This window comes from Grimontia kaedaensis (assembly GCF_023746615.1).
GTDB classification, from domain to species: domain Bacteria; phylum Pseudomonadota; class Gammaproteobacteria; order Enterobacterales; family Vibrionaceae; genus Enterovibrio; species Enterovibrio kaedaensis.
This window is the reverse complement of the sequence record NZ_CP082276.1, coordinates 1,103,352-1,120,101: the sequence shown is the minus strand read 5'-3', so window position 1 is coordinate 1,120,101 and position 16,750 is coordinate 1,103,352. Positions and strand designations below refer to the sequence as shown.

Genomic DNA, 16,750 nt, shown 5'->3' with positions numbered 1-16,750 from the left:
GGCAGAGACGAATATCGACAATAACTGACAGGTACTGGTGACTTATAATCACCAATGTTGCTAGAGTAAAAATGAAATACCGAAGCGTTAAGGAATGACATGAAACGGAGAGATATCCCGTCTTTGGATGACTTGCGAGCTTTTGAGGCCGTGGGCAGGCTGGGCTCCGTCAGGGCTGCGGCAGACGATTTGGCCCTCACTCATGGCGCTGTCAGTCGACGTGTCAGCAAGCTTTCAGAAGACATACAAGTGAGTCTGTTGGAACCGATAGGTAGAGGCGTTCAGTTAACGCCGGAAGGGGAAAAGCTGAACAAACTGATGCGGAGCTTCTTTGAAGACCTTGCCGATACACTAGAAGAAATTAGAACACCTATCCCTTCAAAACCGGTGTTGTTATCTTGTGAGCGCTCGGTGGCGATGCATTGGCTCATCCCATATCTCAGTCAGTTTCAGGACACGAGACCAGATATTGAAATCAATCTTTCTGTTGGGGGAGGACATTTTGACTTTAAACGGGATGGCATCACGTTAGCGCTTCGAAGAATGGATTTCAGTGTTGACCCGCGTTGGAAGGTCGAGCCGTTGTTTGAGGAAGAAATGGGCCCCGTGATGACGGAAAAACAGCGTGAGTTATTTGAACAAGGTGATTACGTTGCCTTGTCCAGTAAAACCCGTCCAGACGCATGGCGAGACTGGTTGGCACTCTGTCCAGACGCGAAACCTCCCCGTGAATATCGTTTTCTTGATCACCATTTTCTGATGGTTGAATCGGCCGTGAATGGTTTGGGTGTGGCGATATGTCCGAAAGTATTGGCGATTAATGAGCTAAAAAAACAGCGATTGGTTAGCCCTCTGGGTTTTGTTAAAGACGGTTCTTACTATGGGTTGTTGTATGAAAGCAAGAAGCCATTAAGCAGCGAAGCGGCAGAGGTTAAACGCTGGCTTAAATCTCTGGGAGAGTCTTTAAGCGACGATTAATGCCCTGGTACGGGTAAGAAATGTAAGCAGGACATATAAACGAGAGCTGGGGTTTATTTTGGCATTCAACTTGTGGACTACTTTTAGTCTCTCTTCTTTGTCGGAATTCCTCTATCCGCACTCATTCCCGCGATGTTATTTGTCCCGTTGGGAGTGAAGGGGTGGAAGCCAGGCCAATTCCCCGCCAATAGGCACAAAGGTCTTCCGTCGCACTGCGTATGGCTGATAACAATAAACTTGAAAAATTTCCCATTCGATATGTCAATGGTGCCAGTTTCTCGCTTCGCCATTGTCTCAAACATTCTCTCTTTTTAGTCATTTGATTAAGAAATTCATTTATGAATCTATATGTATATTGGATTTTTTTTAAATTTTTTAGTTCAGATAAAACAGAGGGATAGTGCTTAATTCGGCACAGAGTTTATTCATCTACGAAATATTCATGAAAATGCTGGGGTCTGTTTGAGGGAGTTAGACATGCGTCTTAACCCAAAGGTAACCGAATACCCGTGAATGGACAGTTTGTCGGTTACCCAACCTACAAATACCGGAGTACAGACAATGAATAAGATTGAAAAGAGCGCCACTTTTGCATCAGTAGCACTGGCAGTAGCAATGAGCGCGAGCGCATTCGCAGCAGAATCACCAGCAGGTAGCACAGGTGCTGCAATTGGTGCCGGTGATAAAGTTCACTGTTATGGTATCCACTCTTGTAAAGGTCAGTCAGACTGTAAAACAGCTGAGCACCAATGCAAAGGTCAAAACGCTTGTGGCGGCCATGGTTTTAAAGCGATGGAAGCCAAAGAATGTCTGGATAAAGGCGGCGTAATCTCTGACGTCTAATTGATTGACTGGAGTGAATGAAATGACTTTGAGCTTTGGACTGGGTTTACGCACTCAGCATTACAACGATTTTCTGAATGCAAGACAACCTGTCGATTGGCTGGAAGTCATTTCTGACAACTTTATGGTCAATGGCGGAAAGCCATTGGCCGTACTTGATCGCATTCGTGCCGACTACCCGATGACTATGCATGGTGTCTCCATGTCGATTGGTTCGGTTAATGGCTTGGATGAAGACTATCTTAAACGCCTCAAAGCGCTCGAACAACGAATTGAACCCATGTGGGTTTCAGACCACCTCTGTTGGGGCGGCGTTCATGGACGCAAACTTCACGATTTAATGCCATTGCCATTCACGCAGGAAGCGCGGGATGTGGTGGCGAGAAACATTCACCACGCTCAGGATGTTTTGAAGCGTCCTTTGGTGGTAGAAAACGTCTCAAGCTATGTTGAATTCAAAGATTCGGAAATGACTGAATGGGAATTTCTGACCGAGATTTGCAACGCGACAGGCTGCCAGCTTCTATTGGATATCAACAACATCTATGTCAGTGCCTTCAATCATGGATTCTCTGCGTTTGAATTTATTGACGGCGTACCCAAAGATCACATTTGCCAGTTCCATCTCGCCGGCCACCAAAACAACGGCGACCACCTGATTGATACACATGACCACCCGGTTTGTGCAGGTGTGTGGGATTTGTATGAATACGCGCTAACCCGCTACGGCAATGTACCGACCATGATTGAACGTGACGATAATGTCCCACCTTTGGGTGAGCTTTTGGATGAGTTGGATGCCGCGCGCAAAATTGCAGCAAACGCTTTGAAAACGGAGGGTGCAGCATGAGTCTTCAATCCCTTCAGGACAGCTTCCAAACCATCGTGCTTAGCCAGCAATGCACTGAGGCTGACTGGGTAAATGAAAGGGAAGGCAGCCTGCCATCAAGAGATCGTTTGGCGATTTACTACAACGCCTATCGCATCCGGCTTATTGATGTCTTGCGCGACAACTTTGAACACACCGCGGTCTACTTAGGCGATGATTGGTTTAACCAATTGGCTGCGGACTACGTACAAACTCAACCTTCGACTTACAACAACATTGGCTATTACGGTCACTTGTTTGCCGAGTTTATCGCTAAGCAGCTTCCTGATGATCTTGAAGTGGCAGAGTTGGCGGAACTGGATTGGACGTTGAGAAGAGCGTTCGACGGTGAAGACAGTGATGTGCTAGCAATGGAAACACTTCAGGTGAAGGCTGCTGCTGATCCGGAAAATATCCAACTGTTGGCCGTGCCGACCCTGACCTTAACCACGCATACGTGCAATACCCTCGATATCTGGCATGCTATCGACAAAGAAGAAACGCCTCCAACCGTTGCGCCATTGCCGCAAGCTGTCGATGTGATGGTTTGGCGAAAAGGGCACTCTCCACATTTCCGCAGTATTTCGCCATTAGAATCTGCCGCTATTTCTATGATTCAGAAAGGTGTGAATCTCAGTGACCTCGGCGCACATCTACAGGCGCAATTCCCTGACGTCGATGTGTCCGTTGAGTTTGGGCAAATGCTGCATCGCTGGATTGCGGATGAGGTGTTGGCCTTTAATGATTAATTGACTTCCAAGAGCAACACATAAAGACCACCACCTCTGCTTAAATTCTCTTAAATTGCTGTGCCGGCTTTGGTCGCCTCTTCGACTTCTATCAACCTTCCTGTTTCGCAGTCGAAGACATAGCCATAAACGGGAATATCTTTAGACACCAAAGAGCTTGATTTAATTCGTTTTACGTCTTCAACAACACTAGCTTCCAAATCACTAAATGTCAGCCAATTCACAAAGTGTCCTTCGACTGAACCGCCTTCTTCGGTTGTGTTGACCCATTCGGTACCATTATGCACGGCGGTATTTAGGCTCTTTTCGAGCAAATCACCCATGGTTTTCTGATCAAATTTCTGCATGCCGCAATCGGTGTGATGAACAACAAACCACTCATTGGTTCCGAGCAGTTTGTGTGATAAAGCCAATGAACGAATGGCGTCATCACTGGCTCTTCCGCCCGCGTTACGAATGACGTGCGCGTCGCCTTCAGATAACCCAGCGAATTTAGCGGGGTCAAGTCGTGCGTCCATGCAGGTAAGAACGGCAAACTTTCGGCTGGGTGGGATTTGTAATTGTCCTTTATCCCCAAAATTCGCGACGTATTCTTGATTCGCTTGTTCAACTTCTTGTTTTACTTTGCTCATCATATCGATCCTCATTTTCGGTTTTGGCGCGCGTGGCCCGCAAAAGGCAGTAAATGCGAACCGCGCGGTCGCTTTTAACCATACCGAGGTATTCGAATGGACAACAAATGATGATATCTATCTAGTCGGGTGTACATTTTCTTTGTGGTAGTGAACAATCATCTAAAAATTGGTGAGTTAAGAGTGGGTTTAAATTGAAGAGCCAATCTAACATTGATACTGAACGCCTCACCCTTCGTCCGTTCGCAGAAGAAGATAGTGAAATCGTCGCTCAATTAGCGGGCGAAAAACGCATCGCAGATATGACCGCGAATATTCCCCATCCGTACGAATTGAACATGGCAAAGACTTGGATAGCGACTCACCAAGCCAAATGGGAGTCTGGAAAGGGTGTCGTCTATGCGGTCATATTGAAAAGCGATCAACAACTTATCGGTACCGTCAGTTTTCCCAGCATTGAAGAAGGCGTAGGCGTTTTAGGTTACTGGATTGGCGTACCTTATTGGGGAAATGGCTATGCTCTTGAAGCGTCTCGTGCGCTTATAGATTTTGCGAAAGAGCACCTAGGCATGAAGTATTTGGAGGTCATGCACCTGGAAGAGAATCAGCAGTCCCAGTCTGTGATTAACAAACTGGGTGTGGAGTATACCGGTACTCGAACCAATCGCATGCAGGGCAAAGATCGCCGAGTGAAATACTATCGATCTGCGCTTTAGTCATCGCTAGACGTAAATCGGCAATACCCCACGGTCTTTCACCTTGCGAATTGCCAGTTGAGTGTGGATGTCTTTCACATTTTGCAGGCATTGCAGCTTTCGGGTGAATTGTTCATAGCCGCTCAGGTCTTTTGCTACCACTTCCAGTAAATAGTCATAAGTGCCAGAAACAACATGACAGCTGACTACTTCCTGCATATCACCAATCGCTTTTTCAAAATCATCAACTGACGTCACTTGGTGATTGTTCAGGCTGACTTCCACAAACATTGTCATAGCGATGCCGACTTTATCCCTCGTTAATGAAGCGTGGTATCCCGCGACTATCCTTTCTTTTTCCAGCCTTTTGATACGCCTTGCACACGGTGAAGGCGATAGGCCAACTAGTTCCGCAAGTTCTGCGGTAGTGAGCCTTGCGTCTTTTTGCATTAATTCCAGAAGTTGTTTATCGATACGATCCATTTTAAGTACGCTTTTATTCTTCAAATTTTGACTCAATATTAGCTGAAAACATCAATGTGTGCGTGAACTAGGTGAAAGATTGCCAACTAACACCAACTGATGTGCAAGATAATAGCGTTTATCGCTCACACACAGCATTCGGACGAATATGATTGCAGCATCTAAGGAAAGAACAACTAACAAAGCGACGGGATATTTAGCGATGATGGCGACCCTCTTAGTGTGGGCGGGCTTTTTTCTCTCGTTAAAAGGCGGCGCGAATTCCGATTTTCTGCCTGCTGATCTGGCACTCATGCGCTTTCTCGTTCCTGCTTTTCTGCTGACTCCCTTTGTTTATAAAGCGCGTGCACAAATAGCGGCGATTCCCTCCAAATACTTGCTAGGTATGTTTGTTGGCAGCGGACTGCCTTATCTTTTGGTGGCAAGTAACGCGATGCAATATGTCCCAGTCTCTCACGGTAGTGCGCTCGTGCCGGGTACCTTGCCTTTGTTTGTTACCGCCATTGCCGTGCTCTTTTATCAGCAACCATTAAGCTCACACCGCAAACTTGGACTTGCTGCAATCGCGATAGGCACGGCTCTGTTTCTCGTAAGCAATATAAGCAGTTCGGAAGGCACCTATGACTGGGCGCAGTCCAAAGGGCATTTGTTATTTCTATTAGGTAGCTTGATGTGGGCCATTTTCACGATCAGTGCGCGGGTAGCAAACCTCAATGCCCTCGCGTGTTCTGGCGTGTTAGCCATCATGTCTTGCTTGGTTCTGTTTGTGGCGGTCACTGTTGGATGGTTGCCGAGTACGCTGCATCAAACCCCGCTATCAAGTTGGCCTTGGCAGCAGGTGTTCAGCCATACCTTGTTGCAAGGTGTCGGGGCAGGGATAGTGTCGTCTTGCACTTATATGTATGCCGTTAAACAGCTAGGGGCAGAGCGAAGTGCGGCATTTGGCAGTGCGACACCAGTAATTGCGACTTTGCTGGCGATCCCCATCTTCAACGAAGTGCCGGATATGCTGACTATGTCTGCGCTGGGGTTTGTTTGTGTCGGGAGCTTAGTGGCAAGCAATATTTTTATGAAAAACGATGCGTCATTAAACTATCAACCGCCTGTGCATCAAAAATAATACATAATAAACGGAAAACTAGATGAGAATATTTAATCGATTAAAGTGTGCTGAAGTGATTATTAGAATCTATAAAACCAAATGTATATTGGATTTAATATAATTAATTTGATGGCTATTTATGCGACCTTTTGGCATAAATATTAAACTAATATATTAGATTCTTGCTGTCTCAAAAATGAATCAATAGATGTCATTTTGAATGTGGTTTCATAATTCCCGATGCTGATACGGCGTCTCATATATAAAGGTTTTTGGCACTTATAATATTTTTGAGGGAATCATGGACAATATTTGTAAAGGACTACGAATTGGAGTTGCACTGGTAACACTGGTTTCAGGTGCGGCTATGGCTGAACCAAGTAAAGCGATCCTGGAAGGTTTTATCACTCGTGGTGATGTTGGTAAATCGATTGGCGAAAGAAGTGGTTACGATAAGCCCGGTAAAAACGATAGGAACAAGCCTACTGATTGGGCAAAGCATGTAGACGGTGTGGTGATTCAGGCTGAGTGGGCGATTCTGGAACCGGAAGATGGCGTTTATGATTTCCAATTGATAGAAGACGCCTTGAATGACATCAAAGACTATAACGAAGCGAACGATGTGAATTTGGGCGCTAAGTTAAGAGTGTTTGCTGGGCAGTATAGCCCAGACCATATCCTGGATAACCCGGATATCGGGTCGACTTACGTTGCCTATGCTGAGGTAGGAAAAGGTCGAGATGGTAACTTGCCACACTTCTGGAAAGATGCGTTTCTAGACAAATATAAGGCGTTACATCAGGCACTTGCTGAAGAGTTTGATGCCAAGCCAGAAGACGATGAAGACCATGTGCGTAATGAAATTCTGAGAGAGATCTCAATTACGGCTTGCATGATGAAAAGTGCCGACATGCACCGTGCAGAGAATGGTGACAACTATGTGGACCGTGTAGATGGCTTAACCAATATCGGTGTGCTGATGTCTGCCGGACTTACCTTCGAAGAAGACTTTAGTTGCCAGAAAAAGCAAATAAACATCGTTGCAAACGCATGGGAAAATACATGGGTATCCGTCGCCCGTGCGCACTTCAATGACTATTCAAACCATGCAGGGATTGCTCCACCAGAAGGTGAAAAACTGACAGAAGACTGGCCGCTTGCTAAGGATAAAATGAGAAAAATTGTCAATGTATGCCGTAAAAATGACAACTGCATTATTGGTAACAACAGTTTGGAACATAAAGAAACTAAAGATAACAATGCCGCATTCTTTGATGACACTAATGCAATCTATTATGTTGCCCAAAACTATTTAAAAGAGGGAAAGAAAAAAGCCCCTGTCTATTTCCAAACTGTCGTGAAAGTTCAGAGTGATGAAGACGACAATGAAACGAAACTGCATCGAGTCATTGAAAGCGCGATGGAAGCATCTGATGTAAGAATGATTGAGCTTCCGACCTTGAAAGCGTTAAAACAATACAAGGACGGATACCTTTCTGGTAATAAAATGCAGGCAGTCAGGAATGAACTGAAAAAATAACTCATTCTAGTTAGCCTCCTCAGCTCAGGCGACTTCGGTCATCGAGCTAGTATACCGGCAGTTAACAACCAGGTTATCTGCCGGTATGTTTTTGGTATTGTACAAATTGGCAATCTTTTCCACTGACTTCAAAACCAAGTTTTTCGAATAGGGCAATGGAACGAACGTTGTCTTTATCGATATCAGCTATCAACGCCTCAACACCCACTGAGCCAGCAAACCCAAATAGAAGCGGCAATGCTTCAGACATCAACCCCTTGTTCCAATAAGCGTGATGTAACAAACAACCGACTTCGCATTTAGAGCGCGCTTGGTTAAAGTTGTGCAACCCGCATGTACCAATCACTTTGTTTGAAGCTTTCTCAACAATCGCCCACTCAAGAGACTCCCCTGAGGCTTCCAATCGAGCAACGCTGGCTAGCATTTGGTGGACCATTTCAATTGAGGTGAACACCGGGTCAGACGCAAACTCCATGACTTGTTCGTTGCCATAAACTTCGAACAAATCATCGGCATCAGAGTGAGTGAGAGAGCGCAATTCTAGGCGATGGCTGGATAAAACGGGCTTCATCAAATATCGAAGAGGGCTTCATAGGTGGGTGGATATCAAAACAAGTCAGACTCAGTTAAAACAGACCGAATCTGACCCTAAAACGATTTGATTCAGAAGTTATAACGTGCAGTCAGTAATACGCCTTGAATAGTCAGGTCTACATCATTGAAGTCGCCGGTCTGATAGCGGTAACCGATGCCAACATCCAATTGGTCGAACATATAACCCAGCTCGAAGCCTGCTTGATAAGCCAACTCAGTTTGTGAGCGGGAAACACCGTAAATGTCTGTTTGGGCTTTAATACCGCCGACACCCAGGATCAATGCACTGTATAGATTGTTTCCTGTCTCAACCCATTTTGGTCTTAGGTTGAAATAGTAGGCTTCGCCGTCCATGGAAACATCTTGTGCGAATTCCGCTTTACCGAGGTGTTGGTACTCTACTTCCAGGCCAAGCTCCATGCCCGTTGAAATTTCCAGACCGTAACCGATAAAACCACTTAATCCCATCTCGTTGTTTTCATCAACGGAAAGGTCGTTGTATTCCAGCTTGGTATCGTCGTAAACAGAAAGGCTAGAGCCTGCATAGAAGTAGTTGTCAGCATAGGAATGGCAACTAAAAAGGAGTAAAGCAACAAAGAGTCTTTTCATCGATAAACCACATGTCATTTTGGAAGAGTGGGAGAGTTCGATGTTATCCAACGGCTAAAGGCGAGTTGCTGAAGTCTCCCTGACTTCATAGGGATTCGACCGGAGAATTTAACATTGGGTGAAAAGACGCATATTCGAAGCGGGTCTCAATTGTGGATAAATCGAGAATGTTTCAATAATTAAATCATAGGATTGGAACTTACAACGCATAAAGGCAGCGGATACCTGTTCAATGGCGAGCAAGGCTTGTAGAGAAAAAACGGGGCGATTAAACCACGCCCCGTTTGGTTGGAAGAGTCGGAGATTTGAATGACTAGCTCATCTTAATCACCGAATCACAGCGCTTTTCGACAAGGTGTTTGTCATGACTCACAAGCAAAAGCGCACACCCTTGTTCCTTTGCCAAAGTGATCAGCACATCAGTGACCTCCATAGCGGTGATAGGGTCGAGTCGCGATGTCGGCTCGTCAGCAAACAAAAACACAGGCTCAAGCAACAACGCGCGCATGATGGAAAAACGCTGCAACTCGCCACCTGAAACTGAAAGACTGTTCCTTTCGAGTAATTCCGGTGCGAGGTTTAGCTTATCCATTAGTGGCGGGATTTTGGTGCGATCGAGATTGTGCAGCGAAACCAAATCTTCCAGCAAAGTACCCAGGGTGACGCTCGAAGTGACCGCAGAGGGCGGGTCCTGAAACAATTTTTGCCACTGATAAGGTGCCGTGTTTGGCGTCCGTTTGGAGATAGAGCCTTTCACGGCAGGCAGCAAACCCAGTAAGGTATCGCCCAAGGTGCTTTTGCCGCACCCACTGTCACCTACAACACCCATCACTTCTCCAGCATGGAGTGTGAAAGACAAATCGTCCGCCAGTGCTTTGCCGCCCCGCCCAATGGATAGCGATTCAGCGCTAATCACAGGATCAGTGAAAGGATTGGCATCGGTATGTTTATTCCAATGCAACGGGTCAGCGGCTATCAGTGCTTTGGTGTACTCATGCTGAGGGTTCTCAAGTACCTGAGATGCCGTGCCTTTTTCCAGTAGCTCACCGCTTCTCATCACCATGATGTCTCCCTGTAACTGGCGGGCAACTTCAATATCATGGGTAATGGTCAGCAGACCTCCACCTTGAGCACTTTCTCTAAGCAAGCGAGTGATATCGTCACGACGGCTGGCATCGAGACCTTTGGTGGGCTCATCAGCCAGAATGAGTTTAGCGCCGCCAGCTTTCGCAGCGACAACGGCTAAACGCTGAGCCATACCGCCTGAAAGTTCGCCCGGCCTTTTCATCGCACTTTCTTTCAATCCGACTGCATCGAGATCTTCAATAGCCATGTTGAAAGCGGCTTCAGGACTATTACCGTGCACACATTCATACACTTCTGAAACCTGTTGATAGCCGCGCATCAGCGGGTCCAGTGACCGCCAAGGCTCTTGCGGCAGCATAATAATTTCCTTTCCCCACAGTGCTTTCAGCGCATCTCCTTCAAGCTGTTGATCCAGAATTTCCACGTCGCCGTGCTGAGAGAGTGTCTCGGGTAAAGTTCCAATAATGGCCTGTGCTAACAGACTTTTTCCTGAACCTGTTTCACCGAGAATCGTTAACGGCCTGTCCTTATACAAGGTTAACGAAACGGGTTGGATCAATAGGTTATCTCCAACCGTTATTGAAAGATCATTCAGTTGAATCAGCGGTTTCACGACCTGCTCCCGTAAGTAGATGAAAACCCAAAACCAGCAGTGCAACGGCAACCAATGGCTGCGCAAGTGCCCAAGGGGAATTGACGGAATAAGGGAATAGCTCGACGCTCATTAAGCCAAGTTCAGCAAGGGGCGGTTGAATACCGACAGCAACGAAGCCGAGCGATGCCATCATGAGAACCGCGTTAGCGCCTCCAAATGCTGCCATGGTCATTACTGAAGGAAGAATGGCTGGCAGGATATGGCGTTTAAACTGATACCACTTCCCAAACCCCATCATGGAGGAAAGTTGTCTTTCAGGGCTACCCACTTGTGCGCGGGTAATGGCGCGGGTGACTCGGTAATACTCAACCCACTGAACCAGCGAGATAGCGAGGTACAGCATCACGAACGAGCCCGGAGCGATAGCAGCCAGCAGCAATACCAGAACCAATCCCGGCAAAGCCAACAGCGTATTGACGATGATATCCAATACTTGCTCCACTTTGCCGCCAGCCCAGGCGGAAAGCACACCAAGACTGACACCCAGTACGGAAGCGGTGATGACACACAACACGCTCAGCGAGAAAGACAAGCCAATCGCGCTGGCTAATCGAGTCGCCATGTCGCGGCCAAAATGGTCAGTGCCGAGCCAATGCTCACTGCTGGGTGCCATCAAGGTTGCCGAGAGATTCTGCTGGTCAATTGAATAGGGCGAGAGTAAACCGGTCAATAGTGAAAAGCCGAACAGGAACAACAAGATCGAAATACCTGCTTTTTGGCTGACAGATAATGTTTTAATCATTGTTCTTGTCGCCCCCTTGGATCAATCAAATAGCAGGCGATATCAATCAGGCCATTCAACGCTACAAACAAAACTCCCATGGTGAGTGCACAGCCCTGAATCACGGGAATATCGCGGGCAAAAATAGCGTGTGCTAAACCGTGCCCGACGCCCGGCCAAGAGAATAGCGATTCAATCATCACTATCCCTTCAATCACAGCGACTAACTGAATGCCGATAAACGCCACCACGGGCACCGCCATATTGCGGACGCCATGGCGCAAAAACGTCTGCGATTCGGTTAAACCTTTAATGCGTGAAAATTGATAGAGGGAAGAACGAAACACCTTGAGTGCGCTGACATGCACGACACGGTTAGATACCGCGGCCAAGCTAATAGCGAGCGTGAGGGCAGGTAAGACTAAATGCTGCCAGGTCCCAAAACCTGCGACTGGAAGCACCGTGAAGTTCATGGCGAAGACCAAAATCAGCACCAAACCCAACACAAAAACAGGCAACGCTTTGGTGAAGGTCGAAAGCCAGACAAGCGTGGTATTGACGGCTCCCCCTTTTTTGGCAGACCAGATACCGAGGGGAATGGCAATCAGCACAGAAAGGGAAATGCCTGCTACTGCCAGCAACAACGAATGCCCCAATTGATGCGCGACTTCACCGCTCACAGGTAAACCACTCACCAGAGAGTTCCCAAGATTGAACTGGAGCAAGTCAGTCAGCCAACTGACGTAACTGCTAAACCAGCCTTGGTCGAGGTTAAGTTCATTACGCACTAACTCTGCGGCGTTAGAATCCACATTATCCTGACCATAACGACTGGCGGCAATGCGATACGCCATGTCACCCGGCAGGCTCCTCATCATAATGAACGTGAGGGTGCCAACCCCCCACGCTACAAGAACAAGCTGGATCAGCCGCTTTTTTATCAGCGAAATCATGATCACTTAATGTCCATTTGATTGATGAAGTAGTCGCGCTCGAACGGGTCGAAACTGAAGTTGGCAACACGACTATTGACCGATGTGTGTTGGCTGTAGCTCGCAATCGGAAGCACAGGATAATCGTCATGAATGGCCTTCGCGACTTTCTGACTGAGCATCAGGCTTTTTTCTGCATCCTGCGTTTGCACCAGCTCCGCAATCGCGGCGTCAACGTCCGCGTTTTGCCAGTTCATGGTGCCCCAATCACCGCCACCATTAGAAAAATCGGTGCTGATGATTGGCAGAGGATCTGCGATAAAACCAAAGTTACGTGCAATCAACGCCACTTCCAATGAGCCATCCGTATGACCGGCAGGGATCATACTTGAGTTGGTAATATCTACTTTTAAATCCACACCAAGCTCAGCCCATTGCGCCTGAATGGCAGTTGCGACGGTAGCAAGCTCAGGACGGTCCGCATAAGTGATCAGTGTCAGTCTGAAAGGTTTGCCATCGCGCTCCAGCACGCCGGCTTCGTTTAACTCCCAACCAAGACCTGCAAGTAACGCTTTTGCTTCGCTCAGGTCATATTCTTGATTGGTGACACCATCGAGATACCACTTGGACATCGAGCTAGGAAGCAGTTGCGCGGTTTCAGAACCTTCTGCATAAAGTACGTTCTTTGCAATGCCACTGCGGTCAATCGCCATACTAAGTGCTTTACGTGCTTCGGTTTCTTTCAAGAATGGATGCCCATTGTTGAGCTTCACAAACAGCGTTCGAGGGATGAGGTTACTATGAACGTTAACCTGATCCGCGCCATCAAGTTGCGGGAGCATAGATGGGTCGAGTGTGAAAACAATGTCTGCTTCACCGGATTTCGCCTGCAGGATCCGGCTTTCCGCGCGGTGACCCGTCAGATAAGAAGCAAAGGGGATGTTGGCATTATCGCCCCAGTAACCATCAAACTTCTTCACCAATAGCTTGTGCGGTGGTTGGAAGTTAGCCATTTCATAAGGGCCTGTGCCATACAAGATTTCAACGTGATCATCTTCCTTGAAAGAAGCGGGCGCCACGATCGCTGTTGAATAGTTGGTCAGCAAGGCAGGGAAGGCGACATAAGGTTCATTCAAGTGGAACACAACCTGATTATGGCCCTGCGCGTCTATACTTTTGATAGAGGCTTTACCCAGCGTGCCGTGCTTAGCCAAAGACTGGTTTAAGCTGTTAACCACAGCCTTGATATCCATTGGCGTACCATCATGAAATGTCACGCCATCTTTAATGGTGAGCGTCCAATCCAAGCCGTTGTCGCTAACTGCCCATTCTGAAGCCAGTCCCGGCGTGATGTTACCGTTTTGGTCAACGTTTAATAACGTCTCAATCACCTGCATACGGGTGAGAATGTAGCCTTGTTTAGAAGGGTCCAAGCTGGCTATCTCCCATGGACCACTGATGGACAAAGTGTTGGATTTATCTTGTGTCAGTTCCGTTGTTTTTTGCCCTGAAAACCAGAACGCAGCACCCGCTATAACAACTGCGGCGAGCACGCCTAGTCGAACCATTTTCTTCTTCTTTGCCACATTGGCGTACGAAATTTCAGTCATAACAATCCCTAACGTATTCCTTAACGTCATAAAAAATTGAGTGATGTATTAGATGTATTAAAAGGAGAGTGCGTTAGGGCACAGGGGGAGAGCGGGTTCGAGGGCGAACACTTGCCGTTCTCAATGTGGTTTTATCTTCGAATGACCTAACTGGTTGAGGTTCGGGCAAAATCAAAATGTCCGTGTCAGCGTGCAAAACAGCGTGATGAATCGACTCATAGATCGTGCATTGATGTCCTGCGTGAATGTCTTCATGGTGTTCCAATGCATGGAGCACAGAAACCGTGCTCAATCCAAAAGCCAGGACAAAAAGCAAAAACACCCAAAACTGTTTCCCTTTAACACTCTGAAAAGAAAACACTATGCCGAATTCTGCTGACATGAATTGTTTTAATTTAACAATTTCAAGAGGTGTACTGAACCATTAGAGAGGTTATCTATTGATTGAATTATTAAAAATACAAATTAATGTAAATGAGACTCAATCGCAAATAAAAGAGAGCGGTAACTTTGAAAAGAGACCCAGGATAAGAAGCTAAAAAGGAAGCAAAAGGCAGGTGGAGAGAAAACAAAGGGAAAGATACCGACGATCTTTCCCCCTTAGTTTCGTTTAACGTAGCGCCATATTCGCCGCCATCGCCAGCAAAAGCAGGGCGAAGACTTTCTTGATCGTGGCAACAGGCAGTGTTTGGGTCGCCTTCGCGCCTAATGGCGCTGTGAACCAAGACGTGCAGACGATACCCAGCAGCGCAGGTAAATACACAAATCCAGCGAAACCGTCACTCAATGCAAAATGGGCACTACCAGATGTGATGTAACCTACCGAACCAAACAAAGCGATAACGATGCCACAGGCAGAGGCACAACCAATTGCTTTCTTCATGTCGATAGAAAAGAAGCTCAACATAGGCACCAAAAGGGCGCCGCCGCCGATACCAATCATGGCTGATAGGCCACCGACAATCGTGGTTAAGAAAGTCAGTAGGGGTTTGTTTGGCAGTTTACGCTCGGCTTCATCATCGCTCTTTCCGCTGAAAATCATCTTCAATGCAATGAGTACCACACTCACCGCAAACACAATGCGAACGATCTGCTCAGGTAACAAAGCTGCCAGAAAGCCACTGATAAGTGCGCCAAGCGCGACGCCAGTCATGATCCAAGGGGCCAAATCCCAAGGGACATTGCCGTTTTTATGATGAGCGATAGCTGAAGAGGTGGAAGTAAAGAGTATCGACGCTAATGAAGTCGCAATGGCCGCAACCACGACCTGTTGTGCTGGCAATACTTCGAAGTGAAGTAAAATCACGCTGAGAATCGGCACAATGACCAGTCCACCGCCAATACCCAGCAATCCCGCTAGAAAACCTACGCCGCTGCCGAGCAGCGCACAATATATAAACAATAAAAGCAAATCACTCATCCATTTTATCTCTGCTTATTTTCAAGAGGCTGAAATCCTACACGAACAAATAAAAATAGATCATGAAGATTTCTCATGATGAAGGTGAAGGAAAAGAGTTTTCATTAAATCCCAGAGGCACGTATAACTCTCACTATGCAAGTATCACTGACAAACAGTGAATACGACTGACTGGGAAAGTGACAATCAAAAATAAAGCCCAGTAATAGTAAGGAATTAAGTCAGCTTTAGATCAGGAACCCGATCACCATGAATAAGAATTTTACGTTCGCGATTAACAGCATTAGTTTTGATGAAAACTATCAGCCAAAAGACAACACCCGAATTACCACTAACTTCGCCAATTTGGCGCGGGGTGATAGTCGTCAGAGTAATTTGCGTAACGCTCTAAGAATGATTGATAATAGTTTTAACTCTCTCGCAAATTGGGATAACCCAAAAGGTGATCGTTATTCTCTGGAATTAGAAATTATCTCTGTTGATATGGATATCGAAGGCAGTGGTGAGGCATTCCCTTCGATAGAGATTCTGAAAACCAACATTCTTGACCGCCAGACCAATGAGCGCATTGAAGGTATTGTGGGTAATAACTTCTCATCTTACGTGCGTGATTATGATTTCAGCGTCCTACTGCTTGATCACAACAAGGGTCAGCCAAAGTTCAGCATCCCAGAGAACTTTGGTGACCTACATGGCAAGCTGTTCAAACATTTCGTGAACTCAGAGGCTTACAAGCAAAACTTCAAGAAGCCACCAGTAATCTGTTTGAGCGTGTCAGACAACAAAGTCTACAGCCAGACAGAAAACCAACATCCGGTATTAGGTGTCGAATACCAGCCAAATGAGTCTTCACTCACCGAGCAATACTTCAAAAAAATGGGCCTTCAGGTTCGCTACTTTATGCCGCCAAACAGCGTTGCACCTTTAGCTTTCTATTTCTTTGGCGATTTGCTGAATGATTACACCAACCTTGAGTTAATCAGCACAATTAGCACGATGGAAACATTCCAGAAAATCTATCGCCCTGAAATTTACAATGCCAATGCAGTAGCGGGAAAACGTTATCAGCCAAACCTGAAAAATGCTGACCACTCTTTAACGCAAATTGTATATGACCGTGAAGAGCGCAGCCGATTAGCAATTGAACAAGGCAAGTTTGCAGAAGAAAACTTCATCAAGCCTTACCAAAATTTTCTTGAGCAATGGTCTGCGAATTACGCCTAATCACGATCA

Annotated in this window: 17 protein-coding genes; 8 read left to right on the top strand and 9 right to left on the bottom strand. The window is 46.6% G+C overall.

Features of this window, described 5'->3' with window-relative positions; translation table 11 throughout:
* The first annotated feature begins 99 nt into the window (after positions 1-99).
* From K6Q96_RS22020 to K6Q96_RS22005, 4 genes are all read left to right on the top strand, one after another.
* Entirely contained in the window at positions 100-978 is an 879-nt protein-coding gene (locus K6Q96_RS22020; RefSeq protein WP_251880173.1) for a LysR family transcriptional regulator, read from the top strand.
* Between the two features lie 561 nt (positions 979-1,539).
* A complete protein-coding gene (bufA2, locus tag K6Q96_RS22015; RefSeq protein ID WP_251880171.1) occupies positions 1,540-1,821 on the top strand; it encodes a BufA2 family periplasmic bufferin-type metallophore in 282 nt (93 codons plus the stop codon).
* 22 nt (positions 1,822-1,843) lie between these two features.
* Complete coding sequence (gene bufB, locus K6Q96_RS22010) at positions 1,844-2,671, top strand: MNIO family bufferin maturase (protein WP_251880169.1); 828 nt, start codon at positions 1,844-1,846, stop codon at positions 2,669-2,671.
* On the top strand, positions 2,668-3,438 hold the full coding sequence (locus tag K6Q96_RS22005) for an HvfC/BufC N-terminal domain-containing protein (RefSeq protein ID WP_251880167.1): 771 nt from the start codon (positions 2,668-2,670) through the stop codon (positions 3,436-3,438). Before bufB ends, K6Q96_RS22005 begins: the two co-directional genes overlap by 4 nt.
* Before the next feature lie 50 nt (positions 3,439-3,488).
* On the opposite strand, the gene K6Q96_RS22000 is transcribed toward K6Q96_RS22005, so the two are convergent.
* Positions 3,489-4,073: a beta-class carbonic anhydrase gene (locus tag K6Q96_RS22000; protein ID WP_251880165.1), complete on the bottom strand. Its 585-nt coding sequence runs from the start codon at positions 4,071-4,073 to the stop codon at positions 3,489-3,491.
* Positions 4,074-4,264: 191 nt separating this feature from the next.
* Between K6Q96_RS22000 and K6Q96_RS21995 the strand changes: the two genes are divergently transcribed.
* Entirely contained in the window at positions 4,265-4,786 is a 522-nt protein-coding gene (locus K6Q96_RS21995) for a GNAT family N-acetyltransferase (RefSeq protein ID WP_251880163.1), read from the top strand.
* 6 nt (positions 4,787-4,792) lie between these two features.
* Here the strand turns inward: K6Q96_RS21995 and K6Q96_RS21990 are convergent, their stop codons facing one another.
* Complete coding sequence (locus K6Q96_RS21990; protein WP_251880161.1) at positions 4,793-5,248, bottom strand: Lrp/AsnC family transcriptional regulator; 456 nt, start codon at positions 5,246-5,248, stop codon at positions 4,793-4,795.
* A gap of 148 nt (positions 5,249-5,396) precedes the next feature.
* On the opposite strand from K6Q96_RS21990, the gene K6Q96_RS21985 reads away from it, so the two are divergent.
* Both K6Q96_RS21985 and K6Q96_RS21980 read left to right on the top strand, forming a co-directional pair.
* Complete coding sequence (locus tag K6Q96_RS21985) at positions 5,397-6,368, top strand: DMT family transporter (protein WP_251880159.1); 972 nt, start codon at positions 5,397-5,399, stop codon at positions 6,366-6,368.
* A 349-nt stretch (positions 6,369-6,717) separates the two neighbouring features.
* Positions 6,718-7,890: a hypothetical protein gene (locus tag K6Q96_RS21980; protein WP_251880157.1), complete on the top strand. Its 1,173-nt coding sequence runs from the start codon at positions 6,718-6,720 to the stop codon at positions 7,888-7,890.
* A 73-nt stretch (positions 7,891-7,963) separates the two neighbouring features.
* On the opposite strand, the gene K6Q96_RS21975 is transcribed toward K6Q96_RS21980, so the two are convergent.
* The 7 genes from K6Q96_RS21975 to K6Q96_RS21945 form a co-directional block, all read right to left on the bottom strand.
* On the bottom strand, positions 7,964-8,461 hold the full coding sequence (locus K6Q96_RS21975) for a GNAT family N-acetyltransferase (RefSeq protein WP_251880155.1): 498 nt from the start codon (positions 8,459-8,461) through the stop codon (positions 7,964-7,966).
* A gap of 92 nt (positions 8,462-8,553) precedes the next feature.
* Positions 8,554-9,093 (bottom strand): outer membrane protein, encoded by a 540-nt coding sequence (locus K6Q96_RS21970; protein WP_251880153.1) that lies wholly within the window; start codon positions 9,091-9,093, stop codon positions 8,554-8,556.
* A gap of 313 nt (positions 9,094-9,406) precedes the next feature.
* Positions 9,407-10,792: an ABC transporter ATP-binding protein gene (locus K6Q96_RS21965; RefSeq protein WP_251880151.1), complete on the bottom strand. Its 1,386-nt coding sequence runs from the start codon at positions 10,790-10,792 to the stop codon at positions 9,407-9,409.
* Positions 10,767-11,576: an ABC transporter permease gene (locus K6Q96_RS21960; protein WP_251880149.1), complete on the bottom strand. Its 810-nt coding sequence runs from the start codon at positions 11,574-11,576 to the stop codon at positions 10,767-10,769. The genes K6Q96_RS21965 and K6Q96_RS21960 overlap by 26 nt, the downstream gene beginning before the upstream one ends.
* Positions 11,573-12,508: an ABC transporter permease gene (locus K6Q96_RS21955; RefSeq protein WP_251880147.1), complete on the bottom strand. Its 936-nt coding sequence runs from the start codon at positions 12,506-12,508 to the stop codon at positions 11,573-11,575. Before K6Q96_RS21955 ends, K6Q96_RS21960 begins: the two co-directional genes overlap by 4 nt.
* Before the next feature lie 2 nt (positions 12,509-12,510).
* On the bottom strand, positions 12,511-14,097 hold the full coding sequence (locus tag K6Q96_RS21950) for an ABC transporter substrate-binding protein (RefSeq protein WP_251880145.1): 1,587 nt from the start codon (positions 14,095-14,097) through the stop codon (positions 12,511-12,513).
* A gap of 610 nt (positions 14,098-14,707) precedes the next feature.
* Entirely contained in the window at positions 14,708-15,517 is an 810-nt protein-coding gene (locus K6Q96_RS21945) for a sulfite exporter TauE/SafE family protein (protein ID WP_251880143.1), read from the bottom strand.
* Between the two features lie 249 nt (positions 15,518-15,766).
* Here K6Q96_RS21945 and K6Q96_RS21940 point away from each other — a divergent pair, with 249 nt between their 5' ends.
* On the top strand, positions 15,767-16,741 hold the full coding sequence (locus K6Q96_RS21940; RefSeq protein WP_251880141.1) for a DUF1852 domain-containing protein: 975 nt from the start codon (positions 15,767-15,769) through the stop codon (positions 16,739-16,741).
* Positions 16,742-16,750: the final 9 nt, after the last annotated feature.

What these genes read in the sequence shown, in the direction of transcription:
- K6Q96_RS22020 (WP_251880173.1), top strand. Translation starts at nt 100, where the DNA reads ATGAAACGGAGAGATATCCCGTCTTTGGATGACTTGCGAGCTTTTGAG.
- bufA2 (WP_251880171.1), top strand. Translation starts at nt 1,540, where the DNA reads ATGAATAAGATTGAAAAGAGCGCCACTTTTGCATCAGTAGCACTGGCA.
- bufB (WP_251880169.1), top strand. Translation starts at nt 1,844, where the DNA reads ATGACTTTGAGCTTTGGACTGGGTTTACGCACTCAGCATTACAACGAT.
- K6Q96_RS22005 (WP_251880167.1), top strand. Translation starts at nt 2,668, where the DNA reads ATGAGTCTTCAATCCCTTCAGGACAGCTTCCAAACCATCGTGCTTAGC.
- K6Q96_RS22000 (WP_251880165.1), bottom strand. Translation starts at nt 4,073, where the DNA reads ATGATGAGCAAAGTAAAACAAGAAGTTGAACAAGCGAATCAAGAATAC.
- K6Q96_RS21990 (WP_251880161.1), bottom strand. Translation starts at nt 5,248, where the DNA reads ATGGATCGTATCGATAAACAACTTCTGGAATTAATGCAAAAAGACGCA.
- K6Q96_RS21985 (WP_251880159.1), top strand. Translation starts at nt 5,397, where the DNA reads ATGATTGCAGCATCTAAGGAAAGAACAACTAACAAAGCGACGGGATAT.
- K6Q96_RS21980 (WP_251880157.1), top strand. Translation starts at nt 6,718, where the DNA reads ATGGCTGAACCAAGTAAAGCGATCCTGGAAGGTTTTATCACTCGTGGT.
- K6Q96_RS21975 (WP_251880155.1), bottom strand. Translation starts at nt 8,461, where the DNA reads ATGAAGCCCGTTTTATCCAGCCATCGCCTAGAATTGCGCTCTCTCACT.
- K6Q96_RS21970 (WP_251880153.1), bottom strand. Translation starts at nt 9,093, where the DNA reads ATGAAAAGACTCTTTGTTGCTTTACTCCTTTTTAGTTGCCATTCCTAT.
- K6Q96_RS21960 (WP_251880149.1), bottom strand. Translation starts at nt 11,576, where the DNA reads ATGATTAAAACATTATCTGTCAGCCAAAAAGCAGGTATTTCGATCTTG.
- K6Q96_RS21955 (WP_251880147.1), bottom strand. Translation starts at nt 12,508, where the DNA reads ATGATTTCGCTGATAAAAAAGCGGCTGATCCAGCTTGTTCTTGTAGCG.
- K6Q96_RS21950 (WP_251880145.1), bottom strand. Translation starts at nt 14,097, where the DNA reads ATGACTGAAATTTCGTACGCCAATGTGGCAAAGAAGAAGAAAATGGTT.
- K6Q96_RS21945 (WP_251880143.1), bottom strand. Translation starts at nt 15,517, where the DNA reads ATGAGTGATTTGCTTTTATTGTTTATATATTGTGCGCTGCTCGGCAGC.
- K6Q96_RS21940 (WP_251880141.1), top strand. Translation starts at nt 15,767, where the DNA reads ATGAATAAGAATTTTACGTTCGCGATTAACAGCATTAGTTTTGATGAA.